This is a genomic window from Paenibacillus sp. FSL F4-0236 (assembly GCF_038000135.1).
Lineage (GTDB): Bacteria > Bacillota > Bacilli > Paenibacillales > Paenibacillaceae > Paenibacillus_AQ.
The window spans coordinates 569,351-589,757 of sequence record NZ_JBBOBK010000001.1 but is presented as its reverse complement, the minus strand read 5'-3'; the positions used below and the strand labels follow the sequence as shown (position 1 = coordinate 589,757).

Annotated in this window: 19 protein-coding genes; 4 read left to right on the top strand and 15 right to left on the bottom strand. The window is 45.0% G+C overall.

The window, feature by feature from the left end; translation table 11 throughout:
* Window positions 1–144 precede the first annotated feature (144 nt).
* The 3 genes from secF to NSQ29_RS02730 form a co-directional block, all read right to left on the bottom strand.
* Window positions 145–1,044 (bottom strand): protein translocase subunit SecF, encoded by a 900-nt coding sequence (gene secF, locus NSQ29_RS02740; protein ID WP_076284843.1) that lies wholly within the window; start codon window positions 1,042–1,044, stop codon window positions 145–147.
* Complete coding sequence (secD, locus tag NSQ29_RS02735) at window positions 1,034–2,284, bottom strand: protein translocase subunit SecD (protein WP_042191112.1); 1,251 nt, start codon at window positions 2,282–2,284, stop codon at window positions 1,034–1,036. Before secD ends, secF begins: the two co-directional genes overlap by 11 nt.
* Window positions 2,285–2,511: 227 nt before the next feature.
* The gene (locus NSQ29_RS02730) at window positions 2,512–2,763 is read right to left on the bottom strand and encodes a post-transcriptional regulator (RefSeq protein ID WP_042191115.1); all 252 of its coding nucleotides are present in this window, start codon (window positions 2,761–2,763) and stop codon (window positions 2,512–2,514) included.
* A 197-nt stretch (window positions 2,764–2,960) separates the two neighbouring features.
* Between NSQ29_RS02730 and spoVB the strand changes: the two genes are divergently transcribed.
* The gene (spoVB, locus tag NSQ29_RS02725; protein WP_341124328.1) at window positions 2,961–4,556 is read left to right on the top strand and encodes a stage V sporulation protein B; all 1,596 of its coding nucleotides are present in this window, start codon (window positions 2,961–2,963) and stop codon (window positions 4,554–4,556) included.
* A 5-nt stretch (window positions 4,557–4,561) separates the two neighbouring features.
* Here spoVB and NSQ29_RS02720 read toward each other — a convergent pair whose 3' ends face one another.
* Window positions 4,562–5,326 (bottom strand): DUF421 domain-containing protein, encoded by a 765-nt coding sequence (locus NSQ29_RS02720; RefSeq protein ID WP_042191118.1) that lies wholly within the window; start codon window positions 5,324–5,326, stop codon window positions 4,562–4,564.
* 225 nt (window positions 5,327–5,551) lie between these two features.
* Here NSQ29_RS02720 and NSQ29_RS02715 point away from each other — a divergent pair, with 225 nt between their 5' ends.
* Together NSQ29_RS02715 and NSQ29_RS02710 are read left to right on the top strand one after the other, a co-directional pair.
* Window positions 5,552–5,944, top strand: a complete 393-nt coding sequence (locus tag NSQ29_RS02715; protein ID WP_339798138.1) for a TIGR04086 family membrane protein — start codon at window positions 5,552–5,554, stop codon at window positions 5,942–5,944.
* 110 nt (window positions 5,945–6,054) lie between these two features.
* Window positions 6,055–6,879 carry a phosphatase PAP2 family protein gene (locus tag NSQ29_RS02710; protein WP_341124327.1) on the top strand — a complete coding sequence of 275 codons (825 nt, stop codon included), beginning with the start codon at window positions 6,055–6,057 and terminating at the stop codon, window positions 6,877–6,879.
* 94 nt (window positions 6,880–6,973) lie between these two features.
* On the opposite strand, the gene yajC is transcribed toward NSQ29_RS02710, so the two are convergent.
* The 11 genes from yajC to NSQ29_RS02655 all read right to left on the bottom strand — a co-directional run bounded on the left by yajC (window position 6,974) and on the right by NSQ29_RS02655 (window position 19,202).
* Window positions 6,974–7,282, bottom strand: a complete 309-nt coding sequence (gene yajC / locus NSQ29_RS02705) for a preprotein translocase subunit YajC (RefSeq protein ID WP_042191123.1) — start codon at window positions 7,280–7,282, stop codon at window positions 6,974–6,976.
* 49 nt (window positions 7,283–7,331) lie between these two features.
* Window positions 7,332–8,468 (bottom strand): tRNA guanosine(34) transglycosylase Tgt, encoded by a 1,137-nt coding sequence (tgt, locus tag NSQ29_RS02700; protein WP_339798144.1) that lies wholly within the window; start codon window positions 8,466–8,468, stop codon window positions 7,332–7,334.
* A gap of 21 nt (window positions 8,469–8,489) precedes the next feature.
* Window positions 8,490–9,518, bottom strand: a complete 1,029-nt coding sequence (queA, locus tag NSQ29_RS02695) for a tRNA preQ1(34) S-adenosylmethionine ribosyltransferase-isomerase QueA (RefSeq protein WP_339266692.1) — start codon at window positions 9,516–9,518, stop codon at window positions 8,490–8,492.
* 9 nt (window positions 9,519–9,527) lie between these two features.
* Window positions 9,528–11,630 carry a SpoIID/LytB domain-containing protein gene (locus NSQ29_RS02690; protein WP_341124326.1) on the bottom strand — a complete coding sequence of 701 codons (2,103 nt, stop codon included), beginning with the start codon at window positions 11,628–11,630 and terminating at the stop codon, window positions 9,528–9,530.
* A gap of 32 nt (window positions 11,631–11,662) precedes the next feature.
* The gene (gene ruvB / locus NSQ29_RS02685; protein WP_042191128.1) at window positions 11,663–12,670 is read right to left on the bottom strand and encodes a Holliday junction branch migration DNA helicase RuvB; all 1,008 of its coding nucleotides are present in this window, start codon (window positions 12,668–12,670) and stop codon (window positions 11,663–11,665) included.
* A gap of 36 nt (window positions 12,671–12,706) precedes the next feature.
* On the bottom strand, window positions 12,707–13,324 hold the full coding sequence (ruvA, locus tag NSQ29_RS02680) for a Holliday junction branch migration protein RuvA (protein ID WP_076299706.1): 618 nt from the start codon (window positions 13,322–13,324) through the stop codon (window positions 12,707–12,709).
* A complete protein-coding gene (gene ruvC, locus NSQ29_RS02675; RefSeq protein WP_036677679.1) occupies window positions 13,321–13,824 on the bottom strand; it encodes a crossover junction endodeoxyribonuclease RuvC in 504 nt (167 codons plus the stop codon). The genes ruvA and ruvC overlap by 4 nt, the downstream gene beginning before the upstream one ends.
* 254 nt (window positions 13,825–14,078) lie before the next feature.
* Window positions 14,079–14,798 (bottom strand): BofC C-terminal domain-containing protein, encoded by a 720-nt coding sequence (locus NSQ29_RS02670; RefSeq protein ID WP_341059724.1) that lies wholly within the window; start codon window positions 14,796–14,798, stop codon window positions 14,079–14,081.
* A 116-nt stretch (window positions 14,799–14,914) separates the two neighbouring features.
* Window positions 14,915–17,041 carry a CocE/NonD family hydrolase gene (locus tag NSQ29_RS02665; RefSeq protein ID WP_341124325.1) on the bottom strand — a complete coding sequence of 709 codons (2,127 nt, stop codon included), beginning with the start codon at window positions 17,039–17,041 and terminating at the stop codon, window positions 14,915–14,917.
* A gap of 11 nt (window positions 17,042–17,052) precedes the next feature.
* Window positions 17,053–18,216, bottom strand: coding sequence for a dipeptidase (locus tag NSQ29_RS02660; protein WP_341124324.1), 1,164 nt, complete (start codon window positions 18,214–18,216; stop codon window positions 17,053–17,055).
* Between the two features lie 11 nt (window positions 18,217–18,227).
* A complete protein-coding gene (locus tag NSQ29_RS02655) occupies window positions 18,228–19,202 on the bottom strand; it encodes an ornithine cyclodeaminase family protein (protein ID WP_341124323.1) in 975 nt (324 codons plus the stop codon).
* Between the two features lie 184 nt (window positions 19,203–19,386).
* On the opposite strand from NSQ29_RS02655, the gene NSQ29_RS02650 reads away from it, so the two are divergent.
* Window positions 19,387–20,322 (top strand): aldo/keto reductase, encoded by a 936-nt coding sequence (locus NSQ29_RS02650; protein ID WP_339798160.1) that lies wholly within the window; start codon window positions 19,387–19,389, stop codon window positions 20,320–20,322.
* Window positions 20,323–20,407: the final 85 nt, after the last annotated feature.

Sequence of the window (20,407 nt, the reverse complement as noted above, 5' to 3'; positions counted from 1 at the left end):
GCAAGTAATCTCATGATGATACAATACACATGACATACTACCCTAAAGATTTCGAAAGCCGCGTCGCATTTGACGCGGCTTTCTTAAATTATAAAGTTGATGTTTTTTTCATTCAAGTGTAGCCATGTTATTTCTCTTGAGACATTACCCTTTAGCCGGGCTCTTTACCTTTATCTTCTCACGCTTCTTAAGCAGTAGCCAGACCGGACTTGCAATAAAGATAGAGGAGTACGCTCCGAATAGCAATCCGATAACCATCGCAAGCGAGAACATCTTGATGGACTCGCCTCCAAGAATCAACAGGAAGAACGCCGCAATAAATACGGTAAATGCTGTGTAAAGAGAACGCATAAGCGTTTGAGCCACACTCTTATTCACAAGCTCTTTTAAATCCTCATAGGTTTTTTGTTTACCAAAACGCAAATTCTCACGGATACGGTCAAAGATAACGATCGTATCATTGATGGAATAACCGATAATCGTAAGCACCGCAATAATAAACGTCAAATCCACTTCCAAGCGGAAGATGGAGAAGATTGCAACGACCATAAAGGCATCATGGATCAATGAAACAATAGCTGCCAATGCAAACCGCCATTCAAAACGAATACTTACATAAATGATAATCCCTAGACAAGAAATGAGAACCGCATAGATCGCATTGCGTGCAAGTTCTTTAGACATTTCAGTATCCACGGTGTTAATCTCAAACGATGCTTTTTCGTCCAGCTTCAAGATCTCTGCTTTAAGAGCTTCATCTTGTTGCTCATCGAGCACTTGATCATAACGAACGTTAACCCGTTCACTTCCTATCGTAATGCTTGGCTCACTTGAAATCCCAGTTTTTTCAACTGCTGAATTAACCTCTTCCAATGTCAAATTCTTAGACAGAGAGATATCAACATTAGATCCTGCTTTGAAATCAACGCTGTAATTCAATCCAAAGGTTGCTAGGAAAATCAAACCTGCCACTGTAAGGGCGATGGAAAAAACATAGAAAAATTTACTCAAATGTACGAAATCAAGCTCTTTCTTAAAGCGCACGAATATCACTCTCCTTAACACCGAAACTCTTCGGTTTGTTCAGCTTACCGGCTTTAACAAGCTGGCTAAGCAACCAGTGGGAGAAATAAAGATTCGTAGCGATACTCAGAACGATTTCCACGATCAGTACCAATGCGAAACCTTTGACTGCACCTGTACCGAAGGCGAACATGACACCTGCCACAATAACAGTTGTGACATTGGAGTCCATTACTGTCCGGAAAGAGGATTTATTACCTGCTTTAACAGAGGAAAGTACACTTTTACCACTGCGCATTTCTTCTCTTATCCGTTCATTTGTAATGATATTAGCATCGACGGCCATCCCTATACCCAGAATAAATGCGGCTATACCAGGCAACGTCAATGTGAAGTCTGCTAAGACAAAGACTACAATTAGCAGCCATGTATGCAAGATCAGCGCAAAACTAGCCAAGAGACCTGGCAAGCGATACATACCGATCATGAAGATAAGAATAATCAAAGAACCCAAAAGACCGGCTTTGATCGTTTGATCAAGCGATTGTTTACCAAGTGTTGCACCCACACTTTGGGAGTATTTCTCAGTAAGTTTCAGTGGCAACGCACCAAGATTAATAGTGTCAGCCAGTTCACGTGCTTCTTTAATTGTATACTGACCGGAAATAGACGCACTACCATCTGTAAGTACTGCTTGTACCGTAGGATCAGATAGTTTGTTCTCATCCAAATAAATTGCGAGATTCTTTCCTAAGAGGCGTTTGGTAATCTCTGCGAATTTATCCTTGTCCTTTATTTTGATACTGATGATTGGCTGATTCAGGTTATCCCGTCCAACCTCTGCCGCACCTTCAACAAAATCACTACCTACCAGTTCGATCTTGCTGTAAGTACCTTCAGCGTCACCTTCAGCAGCACTACGGAAAGTCAGAACTGCAGGCTCCTTCATCTTCTTACGAACCTCGGCTTCATCAGTAACGCCTGCAATTTTCAGACGAATACGGTCAGTACCTTCAGTTGTAACCTCTGGTTCACTGGTTCCGAGCGCATTGGCCCGTTTTTCCAAACTTTCTGCTGTTTTCAACAGTGAAGCTCGGGACAACGCTGCTCCCGCTTCCATAGGCTCTGCATGGTACAAAATCTCAAATCCGCCTTTCAGGTCAAGACCAAGTCTAACCTTGTCCAGCAGTCCAGGAGTAGTAAATGCCATGACGCCTGTCAAAACGAGCACGGTAATAATAAAGCCCATTAGTCTCTTCATGCTCTAGCTAGTTCCCCTTTCATTCACTCAATATTCCTATTATAGCTACACGTGAAATGACCGTCAATTCACAGCATAGTCATAGCTATACTCACACAAAGAAACGGCCGCCCCTGCACATATCAGCAAGACATCCGTTTATATAGGAGATGTGAAGTTATTATTATTCTCTTACTTTACTGCTTTATAAGGCTTTTCGCAAAGAAAAGAAGCGAGATGTGTATTGTTCAGTTCAACCCCCGATAAGCTGCAAGAGTCAAATAAGTCATGTAACTATTGGCTTTTAAGGAATAAATATCATTTACCAGCTTATGTAAGGGAGGCATTCCGTCCTTATCATAATTACGACTGATACAATCCCAAATATCCTTGCTGGTTACATACTCATAGCCGAGGAGCCGGAATTCTTCAGCTTTGCTGCGGCACATGGCTTCGATTTCTTCACTATGTTGATCATGATTCCACTGTTCCGATTCCACGTGATGACACCTCCAAAGATCGCTCGTGTTCGTATGCTTACCATAGGTATTCGACCCAAGTTCTCTGCTTTCCTCCTTCCGTCACAAAAAGTTACAACTACTAAAACAAGGCATGCCGGGATAGGGGTATAGCATATCCATAAGAATAGACAAGTTGGGCCAGCGTTTCATTTCATTTGGGGAAGAAGGCGTGACCTTTGAGGAAACAGAGCTTTATACAAGGAACTTTAATCTTGCTTGCCGCCGGCATCATTAATCGAATGCTTGGATTTATACCCCGAATTGCTTTGCCACGCATCATTGGAGCAGAAGGTGTGGGTCTATATCAGCTCGCGTACCCATTCTTTATCGTGCTGGCTACTGTTATTACAGGCGGACTTCCCCTAGCAATTGCAAAGATGGTAGCGGAAGCAGAGGGAGAGAACCGCCCTGAGAAATCGCGGCAAATTTTACGGACTGGCCTTACTCTTAGTGTCGGACTAGGAATCTTCTTTACCATTGTTGCGCTGGTCAGTGCTTCATGGGTCTCCAATGTGATCTTAACAGACCACAGAGTTTATTATACTTTTATTGCCATGATCCCAATGATTGCAATTGTTGCTGTATCTGCAATATACCGCGGTTATTTTCAAGGTAGGCAGAACATGATTCCTTCCGCACTTTCTTCAGTTTTTGAGTCTATCGTGCGAATATTTTTTATGCTGTGGTTCTCCTGGCTGCTGTTACCTAAAGGTATCGCTTTTGCAGCTGCAGGGGCGATGCTAGGCGTAACGGTGGGAGAGATTGGCGGAATGTTAGCCATTCTGTGGCAATATTATGTCATCACGAAAAAGGATAAAAAAACAACCCCCATCTTAGAACAGCAAACGCTTGAGAAGGAAGTTATACCTCCTGATCCAGATGCCGTACAATCAACTTCCCCCATACTACGGCGTTTACTAGGTGTATCAATTCCTGTTACGGCAAGCCGGCTTGTCGGTTCTTTTTCCTATCTACTGGAATCTATAATTACCGTACGTAGTCTTGCACTAGCCGGAATCGCAACAGCCGCCGCGACTGCTCAATATGGGTCTTTACAGGGAATGGTTATCCCCTTACTGCTACTTCCCGGTGCGTTAACTTCCTCTCTCGCAGTGTCTTTGGTTCCCTCCTTATCCGAGGCTGCCGCGAGAAAGGACTTGCCTACCATTCACAAACGAATGCACCAAGCTCTTCGACTCGCTCTTGTAACAGGGGCTCCCTTTGCTGTTCTTATGTATGTACTGGCAGTCCCACTATGCAACTTGTTATACGGAAATCCGGACACCGCTCCTATGCTAAAACTAATGGCCCCTTTCGCTTTGTTCATCTATGTTCAAGCCCCCTTACAAGCTGCACTTCAAGCTATGGACAGACCGGGAAGGGCACTCATAAATACTCTTATTGGGGCAGTAGTCAAAATCATTCTGATTGTTATATTAGCTTCACAGCCAGAATACGGAATCTACGGCGCAATCATCGCCATTATTGTGAACAGCGTTCTTGTTACTCTGCTGCACGGGTACAGCGTAGTCAGTCTAATTTCATTATCCTTACGAATAACCGATACCATTAAGACCTTATGTGCAATGATCATTATGGGAGCAGGCGTGCGTTATGTATACATCTCCATTCCCATTGCAGAAGCACAATGGATTCAATTTTTATTTGCCTCTGCGGTAGGAATGGCCCTGTATTTCGGTCTCAGTCTATTAGCTGGCCTTATTTCCCTTCGTGATTTGGATCGACTGCCTTTCATTAAGCGTTGGCTTTAGAATGGTTAGCGATTATCCAAACGGTCAACATAAACTCGGCCTTTATGGTCTATGGAGCAAAGAAATACATCCCGAAAATCTGATACTCCCTTTTGGCGGATCTGTGTTCTTAACCAGAACCTTGTTTTTCCTATCATCTCTAAATTATGATCCTGGACCTTTCCATCCATAATCAATGGAATAGGAAGCCCTTCATATCTGATTTTGTTCTTTGGCAGTTTAACTTTCTGACTGCTTACATCTGCATCCTCATCGGTCTTATTATTCTCAGCAACTGAACTGCTATTGCCTGTTTGATTGGAAGATGAAAGTCCTTTGTCTTTCTCGAAAACGGTAAGCTGTCCACTGGGCTCCAGAATCGCAAATTCCACATCAGCAGGACTGGCGATGTTCTGACCACGCAATTGCTGCAATAGATCATCAATATTGTACCTTTGTTTACGCATCTCTCCCCGGTGCAGCTTGCCTCCAGAAATAAGTATGCTCGGTTTACCGTCCATTAACAGCCGAATCTTTCTACTCTTAAGACTGAGCTGAGCAACCACAACTTGAATGATAACCAGTGTGGCCATCGGAACCAGACCTTCGTAAATCGGGCGATTAATATCCTCGATCACAAAAACAGCAATCTCAGCAATCATAATTGAGATCGTTAGATCAAATACAGACAGCTTACCGATTTCCCTCTTCCCCATGATACGCATGCACAGGAATATGAAGAAATACATCAGCACGGTCAAGAAAATATGGGTAGTGATATGCTGGGACATATAGCTTCGCTCCCCTCCACTCTCACCCGCAGACTTGTTTTCTCGGGCGGATTAATGTAACCCTATTCTGACCGCTCAGCACAGGGAACATTCGGAAGCTCACATATTAATTAATGGTAAAAAGGCTACAATGCCCATTCTTGTACTATTGGGGCAAGCCTCCCCATACAATGAATAATAACTTATGTAGATTATTTTTCTAAAAAAACTTTAGGAGGTTGTACCATGTATTTAATCCGGCGCCTGTTCTCATGGAGAATAGCCAATCCTGTATTGTCTGGCCTATGTCGATCATTCCTTTGGATGCTGCTTGGCGCGTTTGTCCTCTCTCTTTTATTATGGGGCAGCGGTCTGAAGGAGCAGGATCTCTCAATGTACACTTATATAGTGCACGGCATAGCCGCAGCATTCGGAGGACTAACCGCCGGTCGCAGAGCCACGAACAAAGGCTGGTATCAAGGAAGTCTTACAGGAATCTTTTACGGGATTATCGTTCTGTTAATTGGATTTCTGGCACTGGATAGCTCACCCTCTGGTATTGATCTTCTTTGGGTTCTAGCTGCGGCAGCAATTGGTGCACTTGGCGGAATGTTTGGGGTTAATTTACAGAAAAGCTAAAATTATTATTCCATAAAATTCGAAACATTCCTTGGAAATATGTTAAACTGTGATCATCTGACTTCATAAAGAGAATCAAGGAGGCTTCGAATGCTTTGTTTTACCAATCAATGAATCATATTGTTTTGTACACAGTTGCATTAGTAGTGATATTAGTATGGATTGGCGCTCGTCGAAATCCAATCATGGCATTAGTTGAAATCGGAAAAGAGATGCTGCGATCCTACAAGTTTTTGCTACTGATGGTAGGCATGTTTGGTGTACTGGTCTTGAATAAATACGAACTACAAATTGAAGAAAAAATGCATCTTACCTCAGACTATACATCATTTATATTTGGGCTAGAGGGGCATTTTGTCCAAGCTGTTCAGGATATATTCTATAGTCCATGGCTAACGCCTATCATAGTTTTCTTCTACATTTTTATGCTTCAATCTGTACTAGCAGCTTCTCTAGGTGTCTATCTGTTAGATAAGAACCGTGTGATGCTGTACGCTACCTGCTATGCTATTATCATTAACTATGCTGTAGCAATTCCATTCTACCTATACTTCCCTGTAAATGAGGTATGGTCCTATGTACCTGCAGGCGTTAGATTTACTATGCTGGATGTATTTCCGAAGTTTGAAGAAGAGTACCGCCCTCTATCCGGTCTCAACAACTGCTTCCCGAGTCTACATACGTCCATTTCCGTTACGATGGCATTACTGGCATTCCGTTCAGGAAACCGCCGGTGGATGGTCATTACGAGTATTTCCGCAGTCGTAATCGTCTTTGGTATATTCTATCTGGGCATTCATTGGCTTACAGATATGATAGGCGGCACTCTGCTAGCAGTCCTAGCTTCATCAGTTGGTGTACAGCTTGCCAAATTAACCTTACGGGGACGTGAAGAATCGCTCACCGTTCGCAGCCGAATAACGGATATGCGTTAAACCCATAGATCACGATGAAAGATGAACATCAAAAAAGCGGTGTCATTCTCTTAATGAGAAGACACCGCTTTTTATGTACTTTTAAATAACGAAACTATACTTTCTCCTCCACGTCCGTGGCAACGGAGTGACTAATGGAACCGCGATCAAAGGTCAGTTTAGTTACATCATTGACCCGTAGAACCACGATATCATCGGAAATCTCCATGATCGTACCGTGAAGACCACCAATAGTAACGATTTTATCGCCCTTTTTCAGAGACTTCAACATTGCATTACGTGTTTTGGTCTTCTTCTGTTGCGGACGAATCAGCAAGAAGTAGAATACTACAAACATAAGTACGAATGGACCTACAAGACCCAGTATACTACCTCCGCCTGTTGCTGCTGCATATTGAAACATATTTCTCCCCCCTTTCAAAGCACATTAAAACATGGACCTCAACGAAGCTTTAGAAGCCTTTAAGATTATCATATAATCCGTATTTAGCAAAAAACTCATCGCGAAAATCAAGCAGCCGATCTTCCTTGATGGCTTCGCGCACTTTACGCATCAAATCCAACAGGAAGTGCAAGTTATGGTATGTCGTCAATCTAAGTCCGAAGGTTTCATCGGCTTTGATTAGATGGCGCAAATAAGCGCGGGAATAATTCCGGCATGTATAGCAGTTGCACTCCGGATCAAGCGGCCCAAAATCGCGGGCATACTTTGCGTTGCGTACAACGAGTCTTCCCTGACTGGTCATCGTTGTTCCATTACGAGCAATACGGGTAGGCAGAACACAGTCGAACATGTCCACTCCCCGGATTGAACCTTCCAACAGCGCATCCGGTGAACCAACGCCCATCAAATAGCGAGGTTTGCCTTGTGGCAGCAGGGGAACTGTATAATCCAGCACTTCATACATTAGCTGCTTGGACTCTCCGACGCTGAGCCCTCCAATAGCATACCCCGGGAAATCCATGGAAGTCAAATCTGCCGCGCTCTGACGGCGAAGATCCTCATACATACCTCCTTGAACGATAGCGAACAGCCCTTGATCATTCGGGCGAGCATGACTTTTCAGGCAACGTTCTGCCCAGCGTGATGTACGCTCCAATGATTTTTTCACGTAGTCATATTCCGCTGGGAATGGAGGACACTCATCGAATGCCATCATGATATCAGAGCCAAGTGCGTTCTGAACTTCCATAGCTACTTCAGGAGACAAGAACTTCTTATCCCCATTTAGATGGGAACGGAAATGAACGCCTTCTTCGGTAATCTTGCGCATGTCACTAAGCGAGAACACTTGAAATCCGCCGCTATCCGTTAAAATGGGACGGTCCCAGTTCATGAACTTGTGCAGTCCGCCTGCTTCACGAACAATATCATGGCCCGGTCTCAGGAACAAATGGTACGTATTGCTCAAAATAATATGAGCATCCATCTCTTTCAGTTCTTCAGGACTCATTGTCTTGACTGTAGCTTGTGTGCCGACTGGCATAAATGCAGGTGTCTCAATCACACCATGTGGAGTATGAACTCTTCCAAGTCTTGCTCCGGATTGTTTGCACGTTTTGATGTGCTCATAAGTAATTGCTGCCATAAGTTAACCCATCCTCTTACCTTAGTAAATAAACATTGCATCTCCAAAGCTAAAAAACCGGTACTTCTGCTCTATCGCTTCTTCATAAGCAGCTAGAATATGTTCCCGACCTGCCAAAGCACTAACCAACATCACCAAAGTTGACTTCGGCAAATGAAAATTAGTAATTAACGCACTAACTACACTAAACTTATAGCCCGGATAGATGAAAATATCCGTCCAGCCACTACATTCCACTAGTGGACCGCCTTCGCATTGTCTTCCGACTGTTTCAAGTGTCCGACAAGAAGTTGTCCCTACCGCTATAATGCGACCACCTTGTTCCTTGGTAGCATTTATAGAGTCTGCTGTTTCTTGAGACATTACAAAATACTCTGAATGCATAACATGCTCTTCAACCTTCTCAACAGACATCGGACGGAACGTTCCGAGACCTACATGAAGTGTAATATAAGCAATATTTACACCCTTGGCTTCAATCTGATCCAACAGTTCTTTGGTAAAATGAAGCCCTGCTGTAGGAGCAGCAGCTGATCCTTCATGCTTAGCATAAACGGTCTGATATCGTTCCCGATCATCGAGTGTTTCCTTAATATAAGGAGGCAGTGGCATTGTTCCCAGCCTGTCCAGAATCTCCTGAAAAATACCCTGATAAATGAACCGAAGCGTTCGTCCACCCATATCAGCCTCGTCCTCAATAACAGCACGAAGCTCATCACTAAAGATGATAACCGCTCCTGTCTTGAGCTTTTTACCTGGCTTTACAAGAGCTTCCCAACGATCGTCTCCCAGATTCTTAAGGAGAAGCACTTCAGCTTTAGCCCCCGTATCTTCTTTAGCCCCAAACAATCTGGCAGGAATGACTCTCGTATCATTCAGAACAAGCGTATCTCCCGGTTGAAAATAATTAATAATATCGGTAAAATGCCGGTGAGCCAGCTCCCCATCCTCCTTATTTACTAAGAGCAGTCTAGAAGAGCTACGGTCAGAGAGTGGTGTCTGGGCAATTAATTCTTCCGGTAAATGAAAATCATATGCGTCTACATTCATGGTCTGTCTTCATTCCTTAACTATAGTAACGTTCTGATAATAGTGTTGCAATATCTGCTTGTAATCATACCCGCTGTCAGCCATGCCTTTCACGCCCCATTGCGACATGCCTAGACCATGACCGTATCCTTGGCCAATGAACAGAAAGCCCGAACTGTTAGTAATCGCTCTGGCTGAGGAATCCCCACCCATCACTACAGTTCCACTACCGTTCACATTAACCTTACCTGATGCAGAGAGTACACCTGCGTTCTGTGAACTTCCAATCGTGCTGGTAGCACCGTCAGCGCCTAATACAGTATAACTTCCGGCTGGTACAATATCAAACAATGTACTTGGCAATCCATTGAACGCAGAACGGAACATATCAGGATATTTCACATCCAGTGCCTGACCATTTGCTTTCACCTGAATCGCTCTTCCAGAAGGGCCGCGCTGAGTGACCTGCAAATTAAGGATGCTAGAAGGGAGCGCGCTAGTTGTTTTACCCTGCAAGCTTTTTAAAAGGTCGGCAGAGGTGTATGGCCCTTTGATCCAGCTATAACTACCGGACTCATAGACTTTGTCTAGAACAACAGCATTCTCGCCTGGATTCAGTTTACCTACCGCACTTACACTACTTTCAACAGCAGGAAGGGGGCGTACATTGACATCTTTAGTGGTAGCTGTCGCTATATCCAGTCCCGCTGCAGTTTTATTTCCTGTCAATTTAATGTTATCCTCACGTGCGTATCCAGAGGTACCATTAGCGAGCAGTAAATAATACCACTTCTTAGCGGTCGCGGTAGCTGCGACATCCTCTTTGCTGGGAACGCTGGCAAATGCATCTCCACCATTGCCCCATACCTCTGATGGATCAGAGGTTATTCCGCCACTGTTCGAGGAGAACACAGCCTCTATAACTTTACCACCACTCATCAATACTTCACCGGCAGTAGCATCCACTGCCTTAATAATAACTGGAGCCTCTGATCCGATTCCGTTATATACCTGACTCAATGTAGAATCTACTACATTCGCTACTTCGAAACGGTTGCCTTGCGCCATTGCATAGCTTCGGGCGGCGACAGCCTGAGCCTTTAGAGCTTCATCCGGCCAGCTGGAGGAAACCTCTCCTCCAACCACTGCATACAAATATTGTTCCAGTGGCACTTCATTGATAACCGCTAGGGAACCTCTCAAATTACTTAGTTCCATATTTCCACGGTAGGTACGCTTGGATCTTTCTTCGAGCTGAATTCCAGCCTCACTGCCAACGGCCAAAAATTTAGCATCATTTCCGGAAACCATATAATGATTAGCTTGTGTCTCGCTACTAAGGTCCAGCCCAGCATCCAGACGCATGATTAACCCAGGTGAAGTTGCAGCAGACATAGCAAGCTGTGGCAATGCTGCTGACACTGCGGTCTGAACAGCACCCAAATCTTTGTCATTCGCAGCTTCGCCTACCCATACCTCAAACTGAGCACTGCCATCACTTCCTGAGAGAAACACCTTCCAGGCATCAAAACCAGCAGCTGTAATACTACTTAGAGCAGTATCAGCTTCTTGTTCCGAAGAATAGCGACCCGCCGATAAATGCTTATCCCCTTTCACCGCAGGGGTTTGATCAGCAGGAATGCCGAGTCCTGCCTTTACTACACGGGCAAGTCCATCCTTGGCAGCAGCTTCACTGGCATAGACACCTGTATACAACTGATATACATTGGTTCCATTTCTAGAAATCATATAAATTTGAGGCTTATCAGAGGTGGACTGAAGCTTTTTAGCCGCATCGGCAGCTGTTTTCCAGCTTGAAGTCTCCATTACCTTTACTCTATAACCATCCACACTAACACGAATTCTGCTCTGGGCAGGCACCGATAACAAAGGAGTGCTCCCTGGTTGGTTTGACATCAAAGTGAAGCTTTGTGTCGATAACATAGTTACTACTGGCACGGTAGATTTATATTTACTACCAATATCGGCATAAAGGGCAACTCGTATCGTACTATTAGAATCGGCATGACTGGCACCCGCAGGGATCAAGAGACTTCCCACAGCAATCGCAGCTGCTAGCAATCCTTTGCTTAGTGGAGCTATTCCTCTCCATTTCATCTTCGTATGCTTCATCCAGCATCCTCCTTTTAAATGTAGTTACTGACTCAATGCTGCTCCGGAGGGAGCGGAAGGCCTAAGTGATGATAAGCGGCCGGGGTTACAATTCTTCCACGAGGGCTCCGCTGCAAGAATCCTATCTGCAGCAGGTAGGGCTCATAAACATCCTCAATCGTCTGACTTTCCTCACCAATTGTAGCAGCAATCGTATCCAGCCCTACAGGACCGCCACGAAAGCTTGAAATCATCGCTCTTAACATCTTGTGGTCGATGCTGTCCAGCCCACGTGGATCCACTTGTAGCATCTTCAGGGCTTCCCCAGAAATCTCAGGGGTTATAATCCCATCGCCGCGCACTTGAGCAAAATCACGGACTCGCTTCAATAATCGGTTCGCAATCCGCGGCGTTCCACGGGAACGAAGCGCTATCTCTTCCGCCGCATCTCCGACAATCTCAATCCCTAAAAGATCTGCATTTCGAGCAACAATGAAGCTTAGCTCATCTATGGTATAGAACTCCAAGCGGCTGACCACTCCGAAACGATCACGTAGTGGCGCTGACAGCAGGCCAGCACGGGTGGTAGCACCTATAAGTGTGAAAGGCGGCAAATCCAATCGTACCGAACGGGCACTTGGCCCTTTGCCGATCATGATGTCCAGCGCGAAGTCCTCCATCGCCGGATACATAACCTCCTCCACCGTCCGGTGTAAGCGGTGAATTTCATCGATGAACAGCACATCGCCTTCCTGCAGGTTCGTCAGCAGGGCGGCTAAATCTCCCGGCCGCTCTATCGCAGGACCGGACGTTGTTCGTAAATTCACACCCAGCTCATTGGCGATAATGTTCGCGAGTGTTGTTTTACCGAGACCTGGAGGCCCGTAGAGCAGCACATGATCCAGCGCTTCACTTCTCATTTTGGCTGCTTCGATATATATTTTCAGGTTTTCTTTTACCTGATTCTGTCCGATATATTCTCCCAGATAACGAGGGCGTAAACTTAATTCTACGGCTTGCTCGTCCATCATCAAATTAGCGGATATAATCCGGTCATCCATTCCTATCGCTCCCTTTCTTCAAGGATGTGTTCGGCTTTACTTAGCAATATATAATAGCCCAAGTGCTTTCTTCATCAACACATCTACAGTCCCTGTCTCTGCGCCCTCTTTTTTCATAGCGAGCCACACACGGTCCAATTCACTTTCGGTATAACCCAATCCCTTAAGGGCATCCCTAGCCTCTTGCCAAGCTAACCCATCCGATGCTTCTTCCATTGGAACTGCAAATAATCCCGTTTGCATGGAAGCCATACTGAGTCCGTCCAGCTTGTCCTTCAAATCTAGGATCATCCGCTGCGCCGTCTTCTTGCCAATGCCCGGCAGTTTCGTTAAGAAGGTTATATTCTCTTGGTAAATTGCCGAGATCAACTGATCTGGAGTTCCACCTGTCAGTATTCCGAGCGCAACCTTCGGACCGATCCCAGATACCTCAATCAACTTGCGGAACAATTTTTGCTCCTCCCGAGTCGGGAACCCGAACAGAAGCGTCGCATCCTCACGTGTTTGATAATGAATATAGATCATTACAGGCCCTTCTACTTTAGCAAAAGCATAAGGGTTCGGGCAGAACACCCGATATCCTACGCCCTGCACATCCAGCACCACATATTCCGACTCTAAATGAACGACGGGTCCTCTTAAGAAATCTATCATTTTCGCAATACCTCATTTAATTTAGAATTAAGACTGCTCGAATGGGCATGACATACCGCTACCGCGAGTGCATCCGCTACATCATCCGGTTTAGGGATCGCCGATAATTTCAGTAGCAGCTTCACCATTTCCTGTACCTGCCGTTTCTCTGCCTTACCATAACCAACTACAGCCTGCTTCACCATCATAGGTGTATATTCCGAGACGGGTAAGCCACGCTGTACTGCAGCTAATATCGTCACTCCGCGGGCCTGTGCTACTGGCAATGCTGTTGTAACATTACGTGCAAAGAACAACTTCTCTATCGCTACAGCATCAGGTTTATATTTATCAATGAGCTGACCCATGCCTTCATAGACATGCAGCAGTCGTTCTTCCTCAGGTGTGTGAGCCTCAGTCTGGATACAACCATATTGGACCGGGGTCAACTTATGACCTTCCTTATCCACAAAGCCAAAACCGACAATCGCCAGCCCTGGATCAATTCCCAAAATGCGCAAGCACGATCTCTCCTCTATAACAGGCAGTTTATTCCACCGTTTTCATCCATTACTCCGCTACGAAGCGAACATATGTATTCCTTCAAACCATTATAGCAAAAATACCCCTTCCGGGAGAAAAAAAGTTTACCCTCTAATGCGAAATGACAACTTTAGGCCTACAATGAGAACCTCAAACTTTCTTATATTTGCAAAAAAAAGCTGCCCTAAAGCCATTAATAATGACTTTAGGACAGCTGATATGCTTAAGGATGCTATTGCTTATTCTGCATGACATGTTCGGCAGCCTCACGCGCATAGTCACTGAAGGTGGACAATACGCTGTTGTACTCTTCAATATCTTGTACACGAATGCCCTCATGAAGCTCTTTCCAAATACTTTCCGGCAGAGAGGATTTCAAGGAACCCATATCCATTTGAAAAAAGGTCTTCAGAACCTTTTCCTGTACCGGAGGGCCTTTAAATAATTTCAAGTTCCCAAATGCATCGACCCCGATATAGGCTTCTTTTTTCGTTAGGGTCGATAGATCATTCACTTTTTGTTCCAGCCACAAATCTCCATCACTGCTGATGAAGCCGCTCCATGCAGGGTGTTCGTGAATTATTTTTTTAAGCTGAAGCGGGGTTTTTACACCTGGCAATGTCTGAACTTCTTCCCCAGATACATACGATATTTTTAAATGAACGGTTCTGCTGCGTCCGCTTTGAGCGATCGTCTGCAACAGTTGTTCGTTTTTTATGGTGCCCTTCTCTTTCTCCTCACTGCTGTCCACGCCTACTTTAAATACAGCTGCGGCCAACTCGCTTTCGGCACTATCCGTCCAACTAGAATCCGTCAGCAGTCCACTGATTTCCTCAGGTACCTGCATACTGCGCCATGCCAGTACAGTAAGAGCTAAACAAGCTGCCCCTACCCAAAGCGCCTTTTTCCAACGTCTCCATCGCTGCCAAAGTTGTTTTTTTATGCGCGACACGTTAATCCCTTCATTCTGGTTTTTCCCTATTGTGACCTGAGAAGGGATCATTTATGCGCTTTTCTGTGAATAATCGCTATTTTATCCTAATTGCAAGGTTGACCTTGCAGTACCGTTCAAGCGTTAGGAATAACCGGCAGCTTCACATGGCTTGGATATTCACTATTATGGTAAACAGTCTGCAGCACTGTAATCGCCTCTGAATCTTCATACGGGTTACCACCAGTATTCGTATTCGGGAAAGCAACGAATTTACTGGAAGAGGTAATCGAAAAACGAATTCGGTGTCCTACGGCAAATCTGTGAGCAATATTCGGCATGAAAATATCGTATGCCTCCACTTGCCCTGGCGTGAGTAGCTCTGGTGCATCAAACCCATGACGATATTTAGCTCTGACAATATAGTTAGATAACCGGATAGAGTCTCCATGTTCATTCACATCACTAAGCGTAACTACCCAATCCGTATCCTTACCTGTGCTAGCGGCGTAGATGACAGCAGACAATTCGCCAGCAATAGTCAATTCTTCCGTCAACACCTCACTAGTGTACACAAGAATATCATTTCGTAGCTCATATTTCCGCAAATTTTCAGGCTCCCGCTCACCGCTATCATTCATAGGATCATTTGGGTTATAGACATAAGTATCTTCTGGAGAGTGTTCCTCTGGCGCTGTGAGCAGCTTCCCATCTCCTTGTCCTGAATTAGCCCGACCAGCACTGGAAAGATAAAACGGCGTAGTTGTAGCTTCAACTGGTGTCCAATCCTCCGACGTTCTCCACTGATTCTCACCAACGACATAATAAGAGGCTCTAGGCTCCTGATCTATTCCGTTCGGAATGCCTTTGAGGAAGCGGTCGAACCAGCGCAATACAGAAACATCATAATCATAGACGACTGCATCATTGCCGAAGCTTACACCCTCATAATCTCTGGCTCGGTTTGGCCCATGCTCCCATGCACCCAGACGGATTTTACGATTTGGCACATCATGTTCAGTCAGCATTCTCCAAGTCTCCGATATGCCAGGGCTGTCGCCATCATACCAGCCTGAGATCACATACATAGGGACCTGCACTTGATCCCCGCGTTCCGTAAAGGTACAGTTTCTCCAGAAATCATCATACTCCGGATGCTGGCTCCACAAATCCCATGGTCCAGATGCTTTGCCGATCATTTGCTGTGGAATCTCCTTAATCGGTCTCGCATCGACGGCCGCTTCTGGGTTCACCGTAATGCCCCCAAAAATATCAAAATCCGTCCGGGTACCCACAGATTGTGCAAGCGTCCAAGACAAGAGTGGCCAAGAGCAAAGCGTCCCACCCTTACGCGCTGTATCTACAAACGGTGAGCCAACATTCACTTCATCCACAACAGCCTTCAAATTAGGGTGCCCACTGGTCGCCGCCGAGACAACCACAAAACCGAGATAGGACGCGCCCCACATTCCAACATTGCCATCTGACCAATCCTGCGCGATAATCCAATCGATCGTATCGTAACCATCATCCCGTTCATTATAAAAAGGGATCAATTCCCCTTCCGAATCCGCCCGACCCCTAACGTCCTGTGACACCACTGCATAACCTTTGTTAGCCCATCTCATAAAAATCTCTTTTTTCCCGTTACGGTCATAGCAGGTTCTCACAAGAATCGTCGGCAGCTTGGTTCCCGGCTGAATGCCCTCAGGAAGAAACACATCCGTAGCCAGTCTCACGCCATCACGCATCGGAATCAGATCCGTACCCAAATCATTTACACCATACTCTGGCTTGGACAAAAGGGGATCATCATAAACAACCAGAGGCGTCAGCGTCTCATATCCTGCTTTAACAATCAGCTCGATGCCATACCGATTCGGCGTAAGAAAGGCAATAATCTCACCATCCAAGGTCACAATATCCAGTGCCGTCTCTTTTCGTAGCGCCCATACTTGTGAAGTAAGCTCACGGCCATCCAATACAGCCTGATACTGAATATGCTTTTGATAAAGATCACCATTACTTAGAACTACCTCATCATTGACCCATTCTGCTTTAGCGTAAGCGTCCATGTGTTCGTGGATTTTTTGAAATGGAAGAACGGTCTTGAACTGGCTATCCAGCGCATTGTATTGCATTTGTGTTCGTCTGCGTGGATCAACCTTAGCGAGCATAATTTGTTGTTCCGTAAAATGTATTTTCCCTGAATAAATGCCAGAACAGTAGAAGTTAAATGTAGTTGTGTTCAAGTATGTTGTCATCTATTTATCCCCTATCCCCAAATTTTTTCAAATACACGCAGCCAGTTGCCACCCATAATCTTTGCAATATCCTCATCCTTATAACCGCGAGCCACTAGACCTCTAGTAAAATTGATAAAATAGCTATATTTTTCAAGCCCAGCAACGGTTTCAGTAGAAGGTCCGTCTCCTTTGGCAAATCCTAGCTTAGGTGCAATATGTTCTTTAAAATAAACCAATGACCAGAGCACATCGCTCATCGGCCAATCCGTTCCAATCCCGACATGATCCACGCCTACAAGCCGAATCACATATTCGATATGATCCAACACATGATCAATGGTCGTATGGTTAGGATCTTCATGAACAAACCACGGCATAGCAAAAATACCGATGACTCCACCCGTCTTCGCTATCGCGATAATCTCTTCATCACTTTTACAGCGCATATGTGGATAGATAGCCTCCACACCCGTGTGTGAAGCAATGACCGGAGTCTTAGAATACTGGCAAGCATCGAGCGTGGTCTGTTTTCCACAATGTCCCGTATCTACAATGATCCCGAGCTTGTTCAGACGCTCAATGAATCTTTTTCCATAATTCGTAATCCCAGCGTTCGACTGTTCTGCACAGCCTGCACCGACCTGATTCTGATTGTTATAAGTTAATTGTAAAATTCTTAAGCCAAAATTATGTAACACATCTAATAGGTCCAGATTAGTACCTAGGCCATCCGTTTCTTGAGCTGTGATAATACCCGCCTTATGGCCATTACGCTTGGCTGCACGTATATCCTCTGCGGTTAAAGCTTTAACTAACCAATCTGCGGAGTCAAACTGAAGCTGAACTTCAGCCATGCTATTGATCATGCTTTCTAAGGACTCTAAATGAAGTTCCCGGTTACCCGCGGTAATTCCCGATTTATACCATTCACTTTTATACTCAGGGATCTCACCGCTGGCCAACAGCTTTGTGATCATTTTTGCTGGCATGCTGCTATATATCATCGGCTCATCTTTATAGGGCTCACACAGCTCTTTTATTTTTTTAGACACAGACTCTGGAATTGCGTTTGGAGATAAGGGACCTTGAAATAGCAAATCAATATTAATGTTCTGCTCATGCAAATGTACGGCCCGCTCTTCGTCTTGCTCCGTCAACTTGAAATCATACAAACCTTCATATGTGCTCATCATGTGGTCGCTCCTTAGAATGCAATTTCAATGCCTTTTTGTAATTTAACAGCTTCATTATAAATGAAGTTGGCTGCTGCTAAATCCTCTATTGCAAGTCCTAGTCCTTTAAAAAGAGTGATCTCATCAGCTGTAGCTCTGCCCTCAATATTCCCGCTGATCAGTTCACCGATTTCACCGATAATATGGCCTGAAGTAATCACGCCTTCGTTCAGCGGAATTAAATAATCCCCAGATTCATTATGCGCGGATTCCAATCGGTCTACATATAACTTAGCTAACCGTACGGTCTCCGAATCCAGCTCACGATCCGCTGCTCTACAGGCTCCAACCGCATTGATATGTACTCCAGGCTTCAGCCATTCTCCTTTGAGCACAGGCTCTGTAGATGCCGTTACGGTACAAATGATATCTGCTGGATTAACTGCCTCTTGAATAGACTCAGCCACAAGGATGTCCACACCATATTTACGGCTCATTTCTGCTTGGAAATCTCTTGCCTTTGCAAGTGTCCTACTCCAAACTCTGACCTCACGAATCGATCGAACCAGTAGCATCGCTTCCAGATGGCTTTTGGCTTGCTCGCCCGTACCTAGAATGGCAAGCACCTCTGCATCTTCTCTAGCCAAATAACGAGTGGCTACTGCGCTAACAGCCGCTGTGCGAATTGCGGTAATCTTCTGTCCATCTACTACAGCTTTCAGAACACCGGTAGAAGAATCGAATAACGTAACAAGCCCTTGATGGGAAGGTAAACCTGAGCCATGGTTGCTTGGAAACACACTGATGATTTTGGCACCTGCTACTTCTTCACTCTGCAAAAAGCCCGGCATTAAGCCAATCAGATTGCCTTGGTGCAGCGGGAGTACTTGTCTTAAGCTCTGTATGGCTTGTCCTACGGACAAGTCCTTCAAAACGGATTCCATCACTGTGATGCAAGACTCCATTGCTAATAGCTCAGCCACTTCATTTTGATTAATAACTAGCATAAGACAAACCTCCTTTACTTCATTGTGGCAACAAATGTGGGAACGCAAAATTATTCTTTATATCATAACTTATACGCTTTAAATATTCATGTATAAAGCTGGAAATCAGCAATTTGTCTTACCACGGGCTATTAGCTATACTTAATATAGTTCATATTCTATTTTAAGGAGCTGACGATTGATTATGTCTAGTAAAATAACTTTAGGTAGAACAAATTTGCAGGTACTCCCTCTCGGACTGGGTGCCAATGCTGTTGGTGGGCATAATTTATTTCCCGGCTTAAATGATGAGACTGGTAAAGACATCGTTCGCAACGCTCTTGACCATGGGATCAATTTCATTGATACTGCCTTTATCTATGGTCCAGGTAGATCCGAGGAACTTATTGGAGAAGTGCTGAGAGAAAGAGGCGGCCGTGACAATGTGGTTATTGCTACTAAGGGCGCTCACAAGATTACTGGCGATAAGGTTACGATCGACAACTCTCCAGCTTTTCTAAGACAGTCTGTGGAAGACAGCTTGAAACGCCTCCAGACCGATTATATCGATCTTTACTATATTCATTTCCCTGATGAAAGCACTCCTAAGGATGAAGCTGTTGGCGAGCTTAAGAAGCTGAAGGATGAAGGAAAGATCAAAGCGATCGGGGTCTCCAACTTCTCCATTGAACAGCTGAGAGAAGCCAACAAGGACGGGCATGTGGATGTTCTCCAATCCCATTACAACCTGCTGCACCGTGATGCAGAAAAAGAACTGCTCCCTTACACGCAGGAGCTTGGCATTTCTTTCGTTCCTTACTTCCCACTCGCGTCCGGCCTTCTTGGCGGCAAGTATAAGCAAGGCGATACGTTCAGCGACAATAGAAAGAACAACCCAATGTTTCAAGGAGCGACCTTTGCCAAAAACCTGGAGAAGGTGGACAAGGTTCGCCAAATTGCCGATGCCAAAGGTGTTGAAGTCGCACATGTGGTGCTAGCCTGGTATTTGACCGTACCTTCCATCGACGCACTTATTCCCGGAGCTAAACGTCCGGAACAGATCGTATCGAATCTCCAGACTCTAAAAGTTCAGCTGACACCAGATGAGATCAAAGCGATTGATTCAATCTTCCGTACGTAATAGATCCTTATATGTAAGTAATGTAAAGGGGGTTGTCCTTGAAGTCATGAAATGGCTACTGGGGCAGCCCCTTTTCTAAGGAATA